The sequence below is a fragment of the Mycolicibacterium sp. XJ879 genome, assembly GCF_053483935.1.
This window is the reverse complement of sequence record NZ_JBEFTH010000001.1, coordinates 316,952-334,080: the sequence shown is the minus strand read 5'-3', so window position 1 is coordinate 334,080 and position 17,129 is coordinate 316,952. Positions and strand designations below refer to the sequence as shown.

The 17,129-nt window shown below is 67.8% G+C and carries 12 protein-coding genes and 1 pseudogene; 4 read left to right on the top strand and 9 right to left on the bottom strand.

Going from position 1 to position 17,129, the window contains the following annotated elements:
• The first annotated feature begins 207 nt into the window (after positions 1-207).
• Positions 208-735, top strand: a complete 528-nt coding sequence (locus ABQF13_RS01650; RefSeq protein ID WP_448390927.1) for a hypothetical protein — start codon at positions 208-210, stop codon at positions 733-735.
• A 56-nt stretch (positions 736-791) separates the two neighbouring features.
• On the opposite strand, the gene ABQF13_RS01645 is transcribed toward ABQF13_RS01650, so the two are convergent.
• The 3 genes from ABQF13_RS01645 to ABQF13_RS01635 all read right to left on the bottom strand — a co-directional run bounded on the left by ABQF13_RS01645 (position 792) and on the right by ABQF13_RS01635 (position 5,646).
• A complete protein-coding gene (locus ABQF13_RS01645) occupies positions 792-3,677 on the bottom strand; it encodes an AfsR/SARP family transcriptional regulator (RefSeq protein ID WP_448390926.1) in 2,886 nt (961 codons plus the stop codon).
• Between the two features lie 83 nt (positions 3,678-3,760).
• Positions 3,761-5,155 (bottom strand): PGRS repeat-containing protein, encoded by a 1,395-nt coding sequence (locus tag ABQF13_RS01640; protein ID WP_448390925.1) that lies wholly within the window; start codon positions 5,153-5,155, stop codon positions 3,761-3,763.
• 152 nt (positions 5,156-5,307) lie between these two features.
• Positions 5,308-5,646: an ArsR/SmtB family transcription factor gene (locus ABQF13_RS01635; RefSeq protein WP_448390924.1), complete on the bottom strand. Its 339-nt coding sequence runs from the start codon at positions 5,644-5,646 to the stop codon at positions 5,308-5,310.
• 135 nt (positions 5,647-5,781) lie between these two features.
• On the opposite strand from ABQF13_RS01635, the gene ABQF13_RS01630 reads away from it, so the two are divergent.
• Entirely contained in the window at positions 5,782-7,716 is a 1,935-nt protein-coding gene (locus ABQF13_RS01630) for a hypothetical protein (protein ID WP_448390923.1), read from the top strand.
• A 91-nt stretch (positions 7,717-7,807) separates the two neighbouring features.
• On the opposite strand, the pseudogene ABQF13_RS01625 reads toward ABQF13_RS01630, so the two are convergent.
• The 5 genes and pseudogenes from ABQF13_RS01625 to ABQF13_RS01605 form a co-directional block, all read right to left on the bottom strand.
• Positions 7,808-8,526 (bottom strand): annotated as a pseudogene (locus ABQF13_RS01625) (FadR/GntR family transcriptional regulator).
• Between the two features lie 4 nt (positions 8,527-8,530).
• Entirely contained in the window at positions 8,531-9,304 is a 774-nt protein-coding gene (locus ABQF13_RS01620; RefSeq protein ID WP_448390922.1) for a 3-oxoacyl-ACP reductase, read from the bottom strand.
• Positions 9,305-10,669, bottom strand: coding sequence for an aldehyde dehydrogenase family protein (locus ABQF13_RS01615; RefSeq protein ID WP_448390920.1), 1,365 nt, complete (start codon positions 10,667-10,669; stop codon positions 9,305-9,307).
• A complete protein-coding gene (locus ABQF13_RS01610) occupies positions 10,666-11,433 on the bottom strand; it encodes a gamma-glutamyl-gamma-aminobutyrate hydrolase family protein (protein ID WP_448390918.1) in 768 nt (255 codons plus the stop codon). The genes ABQF13_RS01615 and ABQF13_RS01610 overlap by 4 nt, the downstream gene beginning before the upstream one ends.
• On the bottom strand, positions 11,420-12,787 hold the full coding sequence (locus ABQF13_RS01605) for a glutamine synthetase family protein (protein WP_448390917.1): 1,368 nt from the start codon (positions 12,785-12,787) through the stop codon (positions 11,420-11,422). Before ABQF13_RS01605 ends, ABQF13_RS01610 begins: the two co-directional genes overlap by 14 nt.
• A gap of 130 nt (positions 12,788-12,917) precedes the next feature.
• Between ABQF13_RS01605 and ABQF13_RS01600 the strand changes: the two genes are divergently transcribed.
• Positions 12,918-14,723 carry an N-acetylglutaminylglutamine amidotransferase gene (locus tag ABQF13_RS01600; protein WP_448390915.1) on the top strand — a complete coding sequence of 602 codons (1,806 nt, stop codon included), beginning with the start codon at positions 12,918-12,920 and terminating at the stop codon, positions 14,721-14,723.
• A complete protein-coding gene (ngg, locus tag ABQF13_RS01595) occupies positions 14,720-16,510 on the top strand; it encodes an N-acetylglutaminylglutamine synthetase (RefSeq protein ID WP_448390914.1) in 1,791 nt (596 codons plus the stop codon). Before ABQF13_RS01600 ends, ngg begins: the two co-directional genes overlap by 4 nt.
• 3 nt (positions 16,511-16,513) lie before the next feature.
• Here the strand turns inward: ngg and ABQF13_RS01590 are convergent, their stop codons facing one another.
• Entirely contained in the window at positions 16,514-17,065 is a 552-nt protein-coding gene (locus ABQF13_RS01590) for an alpha/beta fold hydrolase (protein WP_448391371.1), read from the bottom strand.
• Positions 17,066-17,129: the final 64 nt, after the last annotated feature.

The following is a 17,129-nucleotide window of genomic DNA, read 5'->3' as shown; positions in this document are numbered from 1 at the left end:
ACGTCTTCAGGTTGCGGCGGTGGAATTCAGCGTTCGTTCGGCGGCTGTGAAATCTCCTGATCAACGGGACTTCGCATCACTTTCGCGCCGTCGAACCGTGCCCCGACGAGCACATTTCACGAACTCATCATCCTCACCGAAACGCCCGCGCGCACCGTTGCACCGTCCAGAACCGAGCCGTAGCGCTCACCAAACAGGAGAACGAAAATGAACGCACGAAAAGCGTTGGCGTGGTTGATGAACGGTGCGGCATTGGTCGTCACCGCCGCCGGAGTGGTCGCGGGCGCGACGCCCGCCTCCGCGGCTCCCGGCCAGTCGGGGGCGACGCTTCACATCATTCAGGATCCCCAGAACCAGGGAAACTACCTACTCGCCATCCTCGGGCGCTTCCCGATGCCGCAGGCCGACGCGGTCGGGTTCCTCAACAACCTCAACAACGGGGACTGCCAGGGCGGCATGAACTACTACGTCTTCGGCGACGACGACGGCGACGAAGGCGCCAGGTACATCCACTTCAAGCCGGTCCTCGGTGCCCACAACAACCCCGATGGCTACCTGAAGGCGAGTTCGCAGGGCTTGGAGTACCGAACCCAGATCCAGTTGCGGAAGAGCTTCTTGAACGAGGACAGCGGGGTCTTCGATGACAACGACGAGATCTATGCCCAGGCGCACTTCAAGGATTCGGACTGCAAGATCAGGATTCAAACCTCACAGGTCATCACCCGCCTGTTCTGACGAGGCGCAGACGTGTCCAGCGCATCGAGACATGGTGCGTTGGACACGTTTCGGTATCAGCAGTAGCGCTGCAGAACGCTGCGGGCGAGGGCAACGGCTTCCGCTCCCCCCAACGTCTTCGGTTCCGCTGCAGCGGTTTCGGGCACCACGGCGATGTCGAGTGGCGGCCGTCGGCCGGCCGCCACGACGGCGCCATGCAACGTGACGGCGTCCGCGTATGCGCCGACCCGCGCCAGAAATCGGGTCACGTAGTGCAGTGTGAGCCAGTGCAGGGCACCGGTTCCCGGCCCACCGTGGTCCCAGTGGTCGAACGCCTCGAGGAACAGTCGCGCCGCCGCAGCGGGCGCGCCGTACGCGGCGCGGACCGCTGCGACCTCCGTACGCGCTATGCCCGTCAGCCAGTTGTTCTGCACGGCGGCGGCGACTGTCGCGGCCTCCTCCAACAGGTTCAGTGCTCGGTCTGGGTCCGGCGCCTTGAGCGCTCGTCCCAGCGCGCAGCGCGCCATCGCCCGCGCCGACGGGTTTGCCGTGGTGTCGGCGACGCGCATGGCCTCCTGTGCGGCATCCACACCGGCCGCCGGCGCGTCCAACGCGTCGTGGCAGATCGTTACGTTGTAGAGGGTCCACAGCAGCCGGAACGAATCGGCGTCTCGGCGCGCCAGCTCGGTCTCGCGCTCATAGTGCGCCAGGGCAAATGCGACATCGCCCTCGTAAAGACGGACATCGGCCAGCGTGTCGTCCGGATAGGCCACGAACGAGCTGCCGGGGCTGGGTCTGCGCCCCTGCGCCAGTTTGGCCAGCCGCCGGGCTCGGGCGAACTCGCCGAGCACCCACCTGCCTCGCGCGGCCACCCCGACCGCCGCCACGAACAGCGCGTGGTCGGGGTCGGCTATCTCGACTGCACGTTCCGCCCACTCGATCGAGTGGTATCCGATCCGCAGATGGATCGACTCGGGCATCGCCGTGATCAGACGTAGCGCGAGGCCGATCTCGCCTGCCGCGATCGAGCGGTCGAACGCCGCGCGGAGGTTGTCGTAGTCGGGGGCGGTGAATGTGGTGCGCGCGTCCGGGGTCAGCCGCTCGACCCACCATCGTTCTTCGGCCCCGTGTTCCCCTGCGGTCGCGCACTCGAGGAACTCGGTGAAGTACGTCGCGTGACGCGTGGCGAGCCGGTCGTGAATCCCCTTCTCACGCAGCCGATCCCGACCGTATGCGCGCAATGTCTCCAGGATGTCGTAACGGGTCACGGCGGCGTCGGCGCGCACCACCACCATGGACCTGTCGACCAGCCCGGTGAGCAGGTCCATGGTGTCGTAGACATCTCCGCTGTCGGCGCAGACTCCGTGCGCCGCATCCAAGTCGAAACCACCGGCGAACACGCACAACCTTTCGAACAGCGACTGCTCCTCGGCGCTGAGCAACCGGTACGACCAGTCGATGGTCGCGGTGACGCTGTGCTGCCGCGGATGCGTGCCACGCGAGCCGCCGCTCAACAGCCGCAGCCGGTCCAACCTTCGGGCCATGTCGAGGCTGCTCATCGCCCGCATGCGGGCCGCGGCCAATTCGATGGCCAGCGGCAACCCGTCGAGTCGCCGGCAGATTTCGGCCACCGCCCCAACCGGCTGCTGCTCCAGGGCGAAGTCGCCGCGGCTCGCCTTGGCGCGGTCGGCGAACAGCGCGATGGCGTCCGATTCCGCGAGCGGTTCGACCGGTATCACCTGCTCGCCCTCGATGGCGAGCGCTGCCCTGCTGGTGGCCAGCACCGAGACCCGGGGGCAGTACCGGGTGATCCGGTCGATCAGCGCCGCCACGTCGTCCAGCAGGTGCTCACAGTTGTCCACCACCAGCAGCAGCTCACGCGTCCGCAGGTGCTCGATCACCGTCTCGTCGAAGTCGAAACCGTCGCGGGGCTGAAGGCGAAGCGCCACCGCAACGGCCTGGCTAACCGCCCGACCGTCGTCGAGGGGGGCCAGCTCGCAGATCCACGCCCCGTCATGGAAGTGCTCCCGTTCGCGGTCGGCCACCTCCAGAGCAAGCCGTGTCTTGCCCACTCCCCCGACACCGGTCAGCGTCACCATGGCGCCGTGGTGGATGGCCGCGCAGAGACGCGCCGTCTCCCCCTGCCGGCCGACGAAACTGCTTGCGCGACGCGGAAGCTCGGGGGCGGGGGCCACGGCGGGTGGTGACCGCTTTTCCGGGCGGGCGGGTTCGCCCGGGTCACCGTCGAGGACCTGTTGGTGTACGGCGCGAAGCGACGGGCTCGGCTCCACACCGAGCTCCTCGACGAGCCGCTCACGCATGGCGCGGTAGGTGTCCAACGCGTCGGCCTGTCGCCCGCTGCGGTACTGGGCCAGCATCAGCTGGCCGGCCATCCGTTCGTCAAGCGGGTGCTGTTCCAACGCCGTAATCAGTTGCGCCAGCACGTCGGAATGCCTGCCGGCGGCCAAAGCGGCATCGTTGCGGTCCAACATCACCGAAAAGCGCTCCAGCTCCAGGGCGTCCCGCACCCCGTTCGCCCACGGCGCATCAATTAGCTCGAACGGTCTGCCTCGCCAAAGGCCCAGTGCCTGATTGAACAGTTCAGTTGCCTCACCGGAATTCGAACACGCTCGCGCTTCGGACACCAGGTGCCGGAACCGATGCAGGTCGATCGACAACGGATCGGCCCTCAGCAAATATCCGGCGGGGCCACGGACGATCTCGACCTCGTCGCTGACGAACAGCCGCCGCAATCGGGATATGTAGGCTGCCAACGCGTTACGCGCCTTGTGCGGGGGCTGTTCGGCCCATATGCGGTCAATGAGCTGATCTGATGACACGGGCCGGTTGATGTCGACGAGCAGACAGACGAGCACGCAGCGCTGACGGGCGTGACCGACCTCGACGGGCCGTCCGTCCACGAATGCCTCGACCTCGCCGAGTATCCGAAACTCCGTTGTCATCGCAGTACAGCGTCCAACACAATGCCGTTGCGCGCCCGGCGAATCGCCATAGCCGATCGCCGGGCGTGCAACCCGATCATTTCCTAGCCGTCGGCACCGTTTCTGCCGTTGGTGCCGTTCGTGCTCGTCGGGTTTCCATTGCCGGTGCCTCCGGTGCCGCCCGTTCCGCCTGGGGCGCCTGCTCCGCCGTCTCCGCCGGCCCCACCGTTACCGCCGACGGCCTGGCCCGTGGTGGACTTGGCCGCGCCGCCGTCGCCGCCGCGGCCCCCCGCCGACCCGGGGCTTCCGTTTCCGCCGTCCCCGCCGGTGCCGCCGGCTGCCCTGGTCGAGACACTCGTACCGTCGCCGCCCGTGCCGCCGTTGCCCGCCGCGCCGGAAAGCCTGCCGCCGTCGCCGCCGTTGCCTCCGGCGTTTCCGCCGGCGTAGCCACCGGCCGCCGCAGCGGTCGCATCGCCGCCGTCGCCCCCGCTGCCGCCGTCGCCGAGGATCTTGGCGTCGCCGCCGTGGCCGCCCGCTCCGGGATTGGCTGTGCCGCTGAGGGTTACCGCGTTGCCACCGTTGCCGCCGATGCCGCCGTCGCCGACCGCCCCCGGTGCGCCTCCGTTGCCGCCGTTGCCGGCGGTCGCGACACCCTTGTCGGTTTGTGCAAACCCACCGTTTCCACCCAGACCGCCGTTGCCCCGGAAGGTGCCGCCCGTGCCGCCGTTTCCACCGTTACCGCCGATGGCGCTGGCGACGTTGGACGAGACCGCGGCACCGCCGTGCCCGCCGTTGCCGCCGTTGCCGAACAGCCCCGCATTGCCGCCATCGCCGCCGCGGGCGCCGGCTCCGCCGAGCCCTCCGTTGCCGCCGTTGCCGAACAACCCACCTTGGCCGCCGTTTCCGCCGCGCTGGCCGTACTCCCCGTTGCCACCGTTGCCGCCGTTGCCGAACAGCAACCCGCCCCGGCCCCCGTTCTGTCCCGGCCCGCCATCGGCACCGTTGCCGATCAGCAGACCAGCGTTCTCACCGGGTTCGTCGCCGTCGCCGATGAGCACACCTACCATCGCGCTGATCGGGTCGCCGCTGGGCGCCAGACCGGTCACCGCGGGCGAGGCCGTCGCGGACCTTCGCGCGTGTACGCCGGTTCGCGCGGGAGTGTGCGCCGCGGTCGCGAACACCAGCGAGACATGCCCGGCAACCCGGGCCCGCCGCGAAGGCTCGCCGCCGGCGCGGAGAGTTGCGGACCTACCCGCGTCGCCAGGCTCGGCGAATACCTGCGCCGACGGCACAGGGACGGCCGGTGGGGTAGGCATTCGCGCGGCCACAAACGCCGGCATCGGCAGCTGTGGTGCCCGCGGTGTGGAGACCGCCACGGCGGGATTGACCGTTGTCGTCAACCGTAGTTCGGGCGCCTCTTCGACTGCCGGAGCGAGCGCGGACACTCCCAGTGCGACCGCGAGCACCCCGACCCGTCCCATGTGTTTGGACATTGCCATCTCCAAAACGTCGTGCCGGGCGCAGCCCAGCGTTGCCATCTGATGGCTAAACGGTGATCCGCGGACGTTCAACGACGCTGAAGCGGCGATGAAATGACCGGGTGACAGCCGCCAATGCGACGTCAGGCACCAAGGAGGTGTGCGAACGGCTCTCAGCCGTGCCGGGCGCCGATCCAGTGCAGGAGGTCGTGCACGATCTCGTCTTCAAGTCGGTAGCTGACCGAGCGCCCGACGCGCGTCGAGCTCACCCAGCCCTGCTGGCGCAGTACACGAAGCGCTTGCGATACGGCGTTCTCCGATCGGCCGAGCGCGGCGGCGAGGTCACCCACGCAGATGCCCGGTGCGCGGTGCAAGGTGAGCAGGATTTCCAGCCGGTTGGTATCCGATAGCAGGTCGAAGCGCTGAGTCCACACGGCAGAGTCGACGTCGGCCAGTGCCGACGCCGCCTGTTCCACCTTTGACTGGTCACTCTGCGTTTCCACTGCCCACAATCTAATCCAGCCGTCGCAGGGAAACCATGCAACAGGCGGCCGAAGCGCTGCGTATCGTCGGACCCGAAAGAAGCGTGGGCCGCGGGTTCGAGCCGATCGTGCCCATGCGGCAGATTCGCTGCGACGGGATTTCTGTTGGACTACGATGACCCCTTATCCGATACCACGCTGTTCAAAGACTTCGGCACGTGGCTGTCGGCCGCGGACGACCCCTTCCCCCTTGACACGGTGTCCGCCGCGGAGGTGTTCGTCGACTGGTTTGTCGCGCGGGATAACAGTCTCGGCGCGATCAACGAGGACGACATCGTCGAGTACTTGCTCGACTGGTGCCCCGCCAATATGGCGCTCACGTCCGAAGAGTGCCACCTGTGCTGCGCGTCGCTCGGCGCATTTCTCGAGTTCCTCGGAGACACCGGCCGGCTACCGGCGGGGACGGACCGCGGGAATGGGCTGAGCCACTTGGCCTTGGGCCTCGCGTCCGCGATGCACAACACGATGACCAAACCCGAGAGCGACCCAAAAGCCATTTTGACCCACCCGGGTTTCAATCCACCGGGCAAACCACGCTACATCGAACTCCTCGCGTTACCGGAGTCCATGTCCGAAGATGAGATGAAGGCCGAACTTCACTCTCGAATGGCCGAGTTCAAGGCGTTGCCAGCCGATGAGCAGGCCGCGATCATCGAGGCACACCTCCGTGCGGAACCAGAGCCCGTCCTGCTGCCGTTCCTGTATGTGCCGCCGACCGAGGCAGACGTTGAATCCGTTGCCGCAGCGGCACCGCTGCTGCGAAAACTTGAGGCGTTGCGCGACTATCTCGGCGAAACCGGAAAGACGTTGACAGACCGGGGAAATATCAAGCGAGCCGACGGCAAGGCGCTGATCGAGCTGCTCGACACGGGCGACGAAATGGACCCGACGTTCGGCGAGCGAACCTTCAGAACCAGCACGACCGGGCGGCTACCGGGGTTGAACTCCATCATCGAAATCGCGAAAAAGGCTGGCGCCGTTCGCCTGTACCGGAAACGACTGGTACCGGTGAAAAGCTGGTCGCGCGCCTCGATGACGGGCCGGGCGACGTCGGTGTATCGGGCAATCATCGAGCTGGGTGCGCTCGGGTCCAGGGGCGGCACGTACCAAGTGTTCGACAGCGTCAACGACATGCTCGACGGCAGCACTGTGCACTTTCTCGCGCGCATCCTCAACCCCGACACCGCGGTCGATCTCGATGAGCTCGTCGAGTTCGTCGAACCGGTGTTGCGTGACGAGATCGAACCGTATTGGCCGCAATGGTCGGACAGTATCGAAAGCACCGCACGGTACGGCTTGAGCCAGGTTTTCCAAACTCTCGAGGGCGCCGGCGTCGTCGAATGGACCGACCGGCGCCAGGTGGTCCGGACCTTCGACACCTATCCAACCGGTGGAACGATCCGCCTCACCGCGCTTGGTCGCTACCTGGTGCCGATCCACCTGGAAGAAGCCGGCTACTTGCTGCGCCGCGTCGACGACCTCGCCGAAGCACCCGCATCAGCGTTCATCGCCATCCTCGACTCGGTGCCAGACGAGGATCGCCAGATGGTCGCGGACTCTTGGCAGCCCGGTACCGACATTGCCGGGCGCGTGCAACAGATCGTCGAAGTGCTTGGCGCGGTTAATGACCCAGCGTTGCAGCTCAGTGCATTCGCGGCACTGGAACTATTTGACGCCGCCATCGTGGGCCCGCAGTTGCGCGAGCTACTCGACGGTCCTGTGGCGGGTCACGCGGCCCTGTACCTGCTAAGCCGCGGGTTGGCCGACGACGCCGAAGTCCGTCACCTCGTCGACATCGGGGTGTTCGTCGACGTGCTGGCCTCCTCTTTGGACGAACCCGACGTGCTATGCGCGATGTTTTCGCAAGCACCACATCCTGCCGACCAATACACGGCGCTTGAACAGATGTGGCGACACCCGTCGGCACAAACCGCCGCAGTGCTCGACGTGTTGGGGCAGGACCATCCCGACCGCAAGCTCGCCAAGGCTGCCCGCAAGGCCGCGATGCGGCACCGCAGTTGGATGGCCAGCCGCGACTGACGCGCCGGCCGAGCGTGCGCAAACTCGCGACAAACGTCTGCATGTCGGCCGCAAACACGCCCGCTCGCGGGGACAGGCGGGCCGGGCCGAGCTAGTCCAGGAAGCCGTGCAACAGCGTGGCCGAGCCCTCGATGTGGGCCTTCATCGCCTCGGCCGCGCCGTCGGCATCGCCGGCGAGGATGGCCATCACGATCGCTTCGTGCTGCTCGTCGGAGTGCTCGATATTGGGGGGCAGCAACGGGATCTGGTCCAGCAGCGCATTGAGATACATCCTGTTCTCGGCGAGTATCGGCACCAGCGATGGCGATCCAGCGGCTTCGGCGATGGTCAGGTGCAACCGGGAGTCCAGTCGCCGATAGTCGTCGGGCGCCGCCCCGCACAAAACGGTCAGGCGGCTCCCCAGCACTTCGCGCTCGGCGGCGGTCAGCGTGCGGCTGGCCGCCATCCGCGCCGCGCCCAACTCGAGGATCCCGCAGCCGCAGCGCGTCGTCGATCTGCGCGGGTCACCCCGTCGGCGTCGCCGGTGTGCCTCGGCAGCTCGTCGGCCAGGAACGTGCCGCCGTAGCGGCCGCGTCGCGACAGTAGGTAGCCGGCGCCGGCCAACGATTTGATCGCCTCGCGCACGGTGTCGCGGCTGACGCCGAGCCGCGCGGCGAGTTCCCGCTCGGGCGGCAGCGATTCGCCTGGCTGCAACAGGCCGAGCTTTATCGTCTGCAACAGGCGCCCGACGGTGTCTCCGAAGGCGTTGCCGAGCCGCACCGGCCGCAGCAGCGCCTCGCTGACCAGTGCAGCGTCTCGATCGGCGGTCATGGTCTTACAGCGGGGTCACGTAGTGGCCGCTGATGCCGCCGTCGACCAGGAACGTCGAGGCGGTGATGAACGACGCATCGTCGCTGGCCAAAAACGCCACCGCGGCGGCGATTTCGCCGGGCTCGGCAAACCGTCCGACCGGTATGTGCACCAACCGGCGCGCGGCCCGTTCGGGATCCTTGGCGAACAGTTCCCGCAGCAGCGGGGTGTGCACCGGGCCCGGGCACAGCGCGTTGACCCGGATGCCTTGGCGCGCGTACTGCACACCGAGTTCCCGCGACATGGCCAGCACCCCGCCCTTGGCGGCGGTGTAGGAGATCTGCGAGGTCGCCGACCCCATCACCGCGACGAACGACGCGGTGTTGATGATCGACCCGCGCTGCTGGGGCACCATGTGGCGCAGCGCCGCCTTGCAGCACAGAAACACCGACTTGAGGTTGACGTCCTGCACGCGTTGCCACGCGTCCAGGCTGGTGTTCTCGATGAGGTCGTCTTCGGGCGGGCTGATGCCGGCGTTGTTGAACGCGATATCGACCGCGCCGTGCAACTCGAAAGCGGTGTCGAACAATCGATCCACCTCGACCTGGTCGGCGACGTCGACCTGCACGAAGCTCACGTTGAGGTCGTTCGCGACAGATTTGCCGAGCGTCGCGTCGACGTCGCCGATGACGACGATCGCGCCTTCATCGCGCATCCGCTTGACGGCTGCCAGGCCGATGCCGCTGGCCCCGCCGGTGACGACGGCGACCTTGTCCTTGAGCCGCTGGGACAGGTCCATTCAGCTCTCCTCGACTGCGAAGAAGACGTTCTTGGTTTCGGTGAACGACAGCGGTGCGTCGGGTCCGAGTTCACGGCCCAGGCCGGACTGCTTGAACCCACCGAACGGGGTGTTGTAGCGCACCGACGAGTGCGAATTGACCGACAGGTTCCCGGCTTCCACGGCCCGCGACACCCGCACCGCCCGCGACAGGTTGTCGGTCCAGATCGATCCGGACAACCCGTACGGCGTGTCGTTGGCCAGTGCGATCGCGTCGGCTTCGTCGTCGAACGGCAGCACCGTGACCACCGGGCCGAAGATCTCCTCGCGCACGGTGCGGTCGGTGCGCTGCGGCGTCAACACAGTCGGCGGGAACCAGTAGCCGGGTCCTGACGGGGTGTTCCCGCGAAACGCCACGGGCGCGTCGTCGGACACGTAGGACGCGACGGTGTCGAAGTGGGTCCTGGACACCAGCGGTCCCATTTCAGTGTCCTTGGCGCGCGGATCACCCACCACCACGCCCTTCACTGCGGGCTCCAACAACTCCATGAACCGGTCATAGACGCTGCGCTGCACCAGGATTCGACTACGCGCACAGCAGTCCTGGCCGGCGTTGTCGAACACCCCGTACGGGGCGGTGGCCGCCGCCTTCTCCAGGTCACAGTCGTCGAACACGATGTTGGCGCTTTTGCCGCCAAGCTCCAGGGTGACGCGTTTGACCTGCGCGGCGGCACCGGCCATCACCCGGGTGCCGACCTCCGTCGAGCCGGTGAACACGATCTTGCGCACGTCGGGGTGCGTGACGAACCGCTCGCCCACCACCGAACCCTTACCGGGCAGCACACAGAGCAGGTCGGCGGGAAGCCCGGCCCGCACCGCCAACCCCCCCAGCCGGATCGTGGTCAACGGGGTCCATTCGGCGGGTTTGATCAGCACCGCGTTGCCGGCGGCCAGCGCCGGGGCGAATCCCCACGACGCGATCGTCATCGGAAAGTTCCACGGCGTGATGACCGCGACTACGCCGAGCGGTTCGTGGAACGTGACGTCGAGGCCGCCGGCCACCGGAATCTGCTTGCCTGACAGACGTTCCGGGCTGCCGGCGTAGTAGCGCAGCACGTCGCGCGCGTGTCCGGCCTCCCATTCGGCGTTGCCGATCGGGTGTCCGGAGTTGGCCACCTCCAACGCGGCCAGCTCGTCGATGTGCGCATCCACCTCATCGGCGAACGCCCGCAGCGCATTTGCCCGCTCGGCGGGGGGCAGTCCCGCCCAACCCCGTTGGGCGGCCTTGGCGCGGGCGACCGCGTCGTCGACGCCTGCGACGTCGGTCTGCGCGACGGTGGTCAGCACCTCTTCGGTGGCGGGATTGATGATCTGCGAAGTCGTCATGCGCCCAGCCTTTCGGTCGCGAACCCGGCGGCGGCCTGTACCACACCGGCGAACAGCCGCAGATCGTCGAGCCGCTCCTCAGGATGCCACTGCACCGCCAAAGCGAAGTTCTCACCGGGGATTTCGATGGCCTCGATGACACCGTCGGCGTCCTGGGCGCTGATGACCAGCCCGTCGCCGAGCCGGTCGATGGCCTGGTGGTGATAGCACTGGGCATCCGATGATTCGCCGATCAGCGCGGCCAGTCGGGTGCCCGGCACCGTGCGCACCGATGACGTGGAAAACACCGCGTTGCCCTGCTGATGGTGGGTGTGGCCCACCATGTCGGGCAGATGCTGATGCAGGGTGCCGCCCAGTGCGACGTTGAGCACCTGGGCGCCGCGGCAGATGCCCAGCAGCGGCATACCGCGCAGCAGGGCCCCCCGAACCAGCGCGAATTCCAGCGCGTCGCGCACGCGGTTGTCGGCGGTGTCGGCGTCGGTGGCGGGGTGAGGATGCTGGCCGTAGCTGGCGGGCATGACATCTTTACCGCCGGTGATGATCAGCCCGTCGAGCCCGTCGAGCAACCGGTCGGCGATATCGGTGTCGACAGGCTGCGGAGGCAGCAGCGTCGCGATACCGCCGGCCCGGTTGACACCTTCGAAGTAGATCGCCGGAAGAATGCTGGCCCGCACGTCCCAGACACCGGTCTGGGCCTGCTGAAGGTAGGTGGTCAGCCCGAGCACGGGCCGCACCCCTTCTCGGCGTGGATCAGAGGCGCTCAAAGCCGCGCATCCTTTCCCAGTCGGTCACCGCGGAGTTGAACGCCTCCAGCTCCACCCGCGCGTTGTTGAGGTAGTGCTCCACGACGTCGTCACCGAACGCCGTGCGCGCCACCTCGGACTTGCCGAACAGCTCGGCGGCCTCGGCCAGCGTCGTCGGCAGCCGCTCGGCGCTGCTGGCATAGGCATTGCCTTGCACCGGATCCGGAAGTTCCAGTTCGTGTTCCACACCGTACATACCGCCTGCGATCAGTGCTGCCACCGCAAGGTACTGGTTCACATCGCCGCCGGGCGCGCGGTTCTCCATCCGCATGCCGTGGCCGTGGCCGACGACGCGCAGGGCACACGTCCGGTTGTCCAGCCCCCAGGCGATCGCCGTCGGCGCGAAGCTGCCGTCGACAAAACGCTTGTAGGAGTTGATGTTCGGGGCGAACATCAACGTCAGCTCGCGCATCGTGACCAGCTGGCCGGCGATGAAGCTGCGGAACATCGGCGCCATACCGAGCGGATCGTCGGGATCGGCGAACACCGCCGCCCCCTCCTGATCGCGCAGCGAGATGTGGATGTGGCAGCTGTTTCCTTCTCGGACGTCGAACTTCGCCATGAACGTCAGGCTCTTGCCGTGCTGATCGGCGATCTCCTTGGCGCCGTTGCGGTAGATCGTGTGGTTGTCGCAGGTCACCCGCGCGTGGTCGTAGCGGAACGCGATCTCCTGCTGACCGCGGTTGCATTCGCCCTTGACGCCCTCGCAGTACATGCCCGCGCCGGTCATGCCGAGCCGGATGTCGCGCAGCAGCGGCTCCATGCGCGTGGACGCCAGCATCGCGTAGTCGACGTTGTAGTCGGAACCAGGCGTCAGCGCGCGGTACCCCTTCGCCCACGCCTCCCGAAACCCGTCGTCGAACACCATGAACTCGAGTTCGGTGCCGACGTAGGGCACCAGGCCCTGGTCGGCGAGCCGGTCGATCTGGCGGTTGAGCACGCTGCGCGGTGCGGCGGCCACCGGGCTGCCGTCGTGCCAGCACAGGTCGGCGATCACCAACGCGGTACCCGGCAGCCACGGGATGCGCCGCAACGTGGCGAAGTCCGGCGTCATCACCATGTCGCCGTAGCCGGTGTTCCAGCTCGACATGCTGTAGCCGTCGACGGTGTTCATGTCGACGTCGACCGCCATCAGGTAGTTGCAGCATTCCGCGCCGTGCTCGGCGACCTCTTCGACGAACAGCCGTCCCGACACCCGCTTGCCGGTCAGTCGGCCCTGCATGTCGCAGAACCCGACGATCACGGTATCGATGTCGCCGGCGGCCACCAACCGTTCCAGATCGGCCCGCGACAGCATTCCCTGGCCTTCGACCATGTCGTGAGTTTGCCAGCTGTGATGCCAATTGGGACATACGGGCGACAAAGCGCCAGAGAACGGCGCCGACGGTGCGACGGCATCCGACGCAGGCGTTAGGAACTGGCGTGCAACGGGTAGGGTCGAATACGTGTGCGGAGCCACCGGCGAGGTACGTCTCGACGGCCAGACACCCGACATTGCCGCCGTCTCGGCCATGGCCCAGACGATGGCACCCCGGGGGCCTGACGCTGCGGGAGCATGGTCCCAGGGCAGAGTGGCGTTCGGGCATCGCCGCCTGAAGATCATCGACCTTTCGGCAGCCGGCGGCCAACCGATGGTCGACGGCGAGCTGGGGCTCTCGATCGCCTGGAACGGCTGCATCTACAACTACAAGCAGCTGCGCCGCGAGCTCAGCGAGCACGGCTACCGCTTCTTCTCGCACAGCGACACCGAGGTGCTGCTCAAGGCCTACCACCGATGGGGTGACCGGTTCGTCGAACGCCTGCACGGCATGTTCGCGTTCGCGATCGCCGAACACGACAGCGGCCGGGTGCTGCTCGGCCGCGACCGCCTCGGCATCAAACCGCTGTACCTGACCGAGAACTCGGCGCGCATCCGATTCGCGTCGTCGCTGCCCGCGCTGCTGGCGGGCGGTGAGGTCGACACCCGCATCGACCCCGTCGCCCTGCACCACTACCTGAGCTTCCATTCCGTCGTCCCGCCGCCGCGCACGATCCTGCGCGGCGTGACGAAGGTGCCGCCCGCGACCCTGGTGGCGATCGAACCCGACGGCACCACGAAAACGACGACGTACTGGACACCGGACTTCACCCGGCGTGCCGACCGCGCCGACTGGTCCGAACGCGACTGGGAGGACGCGGTTCTGGAGTCGCTGCGCGTCGCCGTCGACCGCCGCCTGGTCGCCGACGTGCCGGTGGGGTGTCTGCTCTCGGGCGGCGTGGACTCCAGCCTCATCGTCGGCCTGCTGGCCGAAGCCGGCCAGCACGGGCTGGCGACGTTCTCCATCGGGTTCGAATCGGTGGGCGGGGTCAAAGGTGACGAGTTCCGCTACTCCGACGTCGTCGCCAAACGCTTCGACACCGACCATCACCAGATCCGCATCGACACCGCACGGATGCTGCCCGCGCTCGACGGCGCGATCGGCGCGATGAGCGAACCGATGATCAGCCACGACTGCGTCGCGTTCTATCTGCTGAGCCAGGAAGTCGCCAAGCACGTCAAGGTGGTGCAGTCCGGGCAGGGCGCCGACGAGGTGTTCGCCGGCTACCACTGGTACCCGCCGATGGGAGAGCCCGAAGCCGAGCCGCTGCAGGGTTCGGTGGACCGCTACCGCCAAGCGTTCTTCGACCGCGATCCCGGCGGGATCGCCGCGCTGGTGACCCCGGCCTTTTTCGCCGACGGCGACCCGAGCGGCGCCTTCGTCGCCGAGCACTTCGGGCGCGACGGCGCCGAGACCGGCATCGACAGGGCGCTGCGGCTGGACACCACGGTGATGCTGGTCGACGACCCGGTCAAACGTGTCGACAACATGACGATGGCCTGGGGTCTGGAAGGCCGGGTGCCGTTCTTGGACCACGAACTCGTCGAGCTCGCCGCCACCTGCCCGCCCGAGTTGAAGACCGCGCACGGCGGCAAGGGGGTGCTCAAGCAGGCTGCCCGCCGGGTGATTCCCGCCGACGTCATCGACCGCCCCAAGGGGTATTTCCCGGTGCCGGCGCTGACGCACCTCGAGGGGCCGTACCTGGACCTGATCCGCGACGCGCTCTACGCGCCCGCAGCCAAGGAACGCGGGCTGTTCCGACCCGAGTCCGTGGACCGGCTGCTGGCCGACCCGAACGGACGGCTGACCCCGCTGCGCGGCAACGAGTTGTGGCAGATCGCGCTGCTGGAGCTGTGGCTGCAGAAACACGGCATCAACGGGGCCGCGGCATGACCGGGCTGGACAACAACGCCGCGCAGCAGCACAGCGAGGACCACACCGAAGCCATCACGCTCGGCCTGCACGACGCCTCGCCACAACACCTGGTCGACGCCATGGCCAGCGATGTCGTCGTCGAGATGGGTTGGGGCCGATTGGTGTTCGGCCAGACGTTCGCCAAGCCCGAAAAGCTCGCCGAGGTGTTGCGCCAGGAAGGCCCCGGTCGGCGCGACATCTGCATCTACGCGCGTGAACCGCATGTGCTCATCGCCAAGGCGCCAGCCGAGTTGTTCATCGACCCCAGCCACACCTACCGGTTGCGCTTCGCCGAGCTCGAGCCGCCCGAACCGGTCTTCAACGGGTTCAGCCTGCGCGGGCTGGAGAGCCCCGAGGACGCCGACGATATGAACCGTGTCTACGTCCAGTGCGGCATGGTCCCCGCCCGGGTCGACGTCATCTGGAACAACCACCGGCACCAGCCGGCCGTCGACTATCTGCTCGCCGTGCGCGACGACGACGGGTCGGTGGTGGGCACGGTCACCGGTGTCGACCACAAGCGGTTGTTCTCCGACCCGGAGGACGGCTCCAGCCTGTGGACCCTGGCCGTCGACCCCACGTCCAGTCTTCCGGGCGTCGGCGCCGCGCTGACCGGGGCGCTGGCCACGCTGTATCGCGACCGCGGCCGGGCCTACATGGACCTGTCGGTCGCGCACGACAACGACGCCGCGATCGCGCTGTACGAGAAGCTGGGCTTCGAACGCGTCCCCGTCATGGCGGTCAAACGCAAGAACGCCATCAACGAGCCGTTGTTCACCCACCCGCCCGAGACCGTCGACGACCTCAACCCCTACGCGCGGATCATCGCCGACGAGGCCATGCGCCGCGGAATCTGGGTGGAGGTGCTCGACGCCGAGGCCGGTGAGATGCGGCTGTCGCACGGCGGGCGCGCCGTGATCACACGAGAGTCCTTGTCGGAGTTCACATCTGCGGTGGCGATGGCGCGCTGCGACGACAAACGGCTGACCCGGCGCCTGGTGTCCGACGCCGGAATCATCGTGTCCCGCGGACGCCTAGCGAGCTTCGACGAACGAGATCACGCCTTCCTCGAGGAGGTCGGCGACGTGGTGGTCAAGCCCACCCGCGGCGAGCAGGGCAAGGGCATCACCGTCGGCATCGACACCGTGGCCGAACTGGAAGCCGCGCTGGCGCGTGCCCGTGAACAGCATCCCGAGGTGCTGATCGAGCAGCGCGCGCCCGGTGACGATCTGCGGCTGGTGGTCATCGACGGCAAGGTGGTGGCCGCCGCGCTGCGGATGCCCGCCGAGATCCTCGGCACCGGTCACCACACCATCCAGGAACTGATCGAGGCCCAGAGCCGACGCCGTGCCGCGGCCACCGGCGGTGAATCCCGTATCCCCATCGACGACATCACCGAAGCGACGGTGCGGGAGGCGGGATGGTCGTTTGACGACGTGCTGACCGAAGGACAGCGGTTGCGGGTGCGGCGGGCTGCGAACCTGCACCAGGGCGGCACGATCCACGACGTGACGGCCAAGGTTCACCCGCATCTGTGCGAGGTGGCGGTCACGGCCGCCGACGCGATCGGCATCCCGGTGACCGGCGTCGATCTGCTCGTGCCCGACGTGACCAAGCCGGATTACGTGTTCATCGAGGCCAACGAGCGTCCGGGGCTGGCAAACCATGAGCCCCAGCCCACCGCAAAGGCTTTCGTCGACTTCCTGTTCCCGGGCAGCCCCGCGCTGCCGTCGGCGTGGACGCCGGAGGAATCACCCACCCCCTGATGGTTACCAGGTGCTGGAGCGCATCACGATCTCGGCGGCCAACTGCGCGGTCGAGTCCTCGGCGTTGCGCCGGCCCAGCAGGTCGACGATCCGGAAGTCGCCGTACACGTAGCGCTGGCTGGCCCGGGTCACCGACCGCGAGGGCGCCGAGCTGACCAGTGCGGTGGTGTTGAGCTCCACCGGCGGGCAGTGCTCGTCGCGCACCACCCCGGACACGTCGGCGACGCACGGGTGGCCGCGGTCGATCACCACCAGCCCGATGAACCGGTCCAGCCGGGTGGCGGCAAGCTCCCAGGCCAACTCGCCGCCGACGCGGTCCCCCACCAGCAGCGCCCACTTCACGCCGAGCGCGTCGAGGATCCCGATCACCGACTTGGCCGTCAGCCGCGGATCGGCGCCGACGACGATGGTCCGCAGCGACGCGGTGTGCAGCCGTTGACACACCGCCTCGTACGCCGTGGGCGAGTGATGGGCAGCGCACAACAGCAGCACCACCGACCCCTTGTCGGGGCCGGAGACCAGGACGGGCACGCTGAACCCGTCGACGGTGACCATGGAGGACGGCACTGGGCCACGCTAGCGCGGGTAGCGCGGCCACGGGCGGGTTTTGCTGTGGACG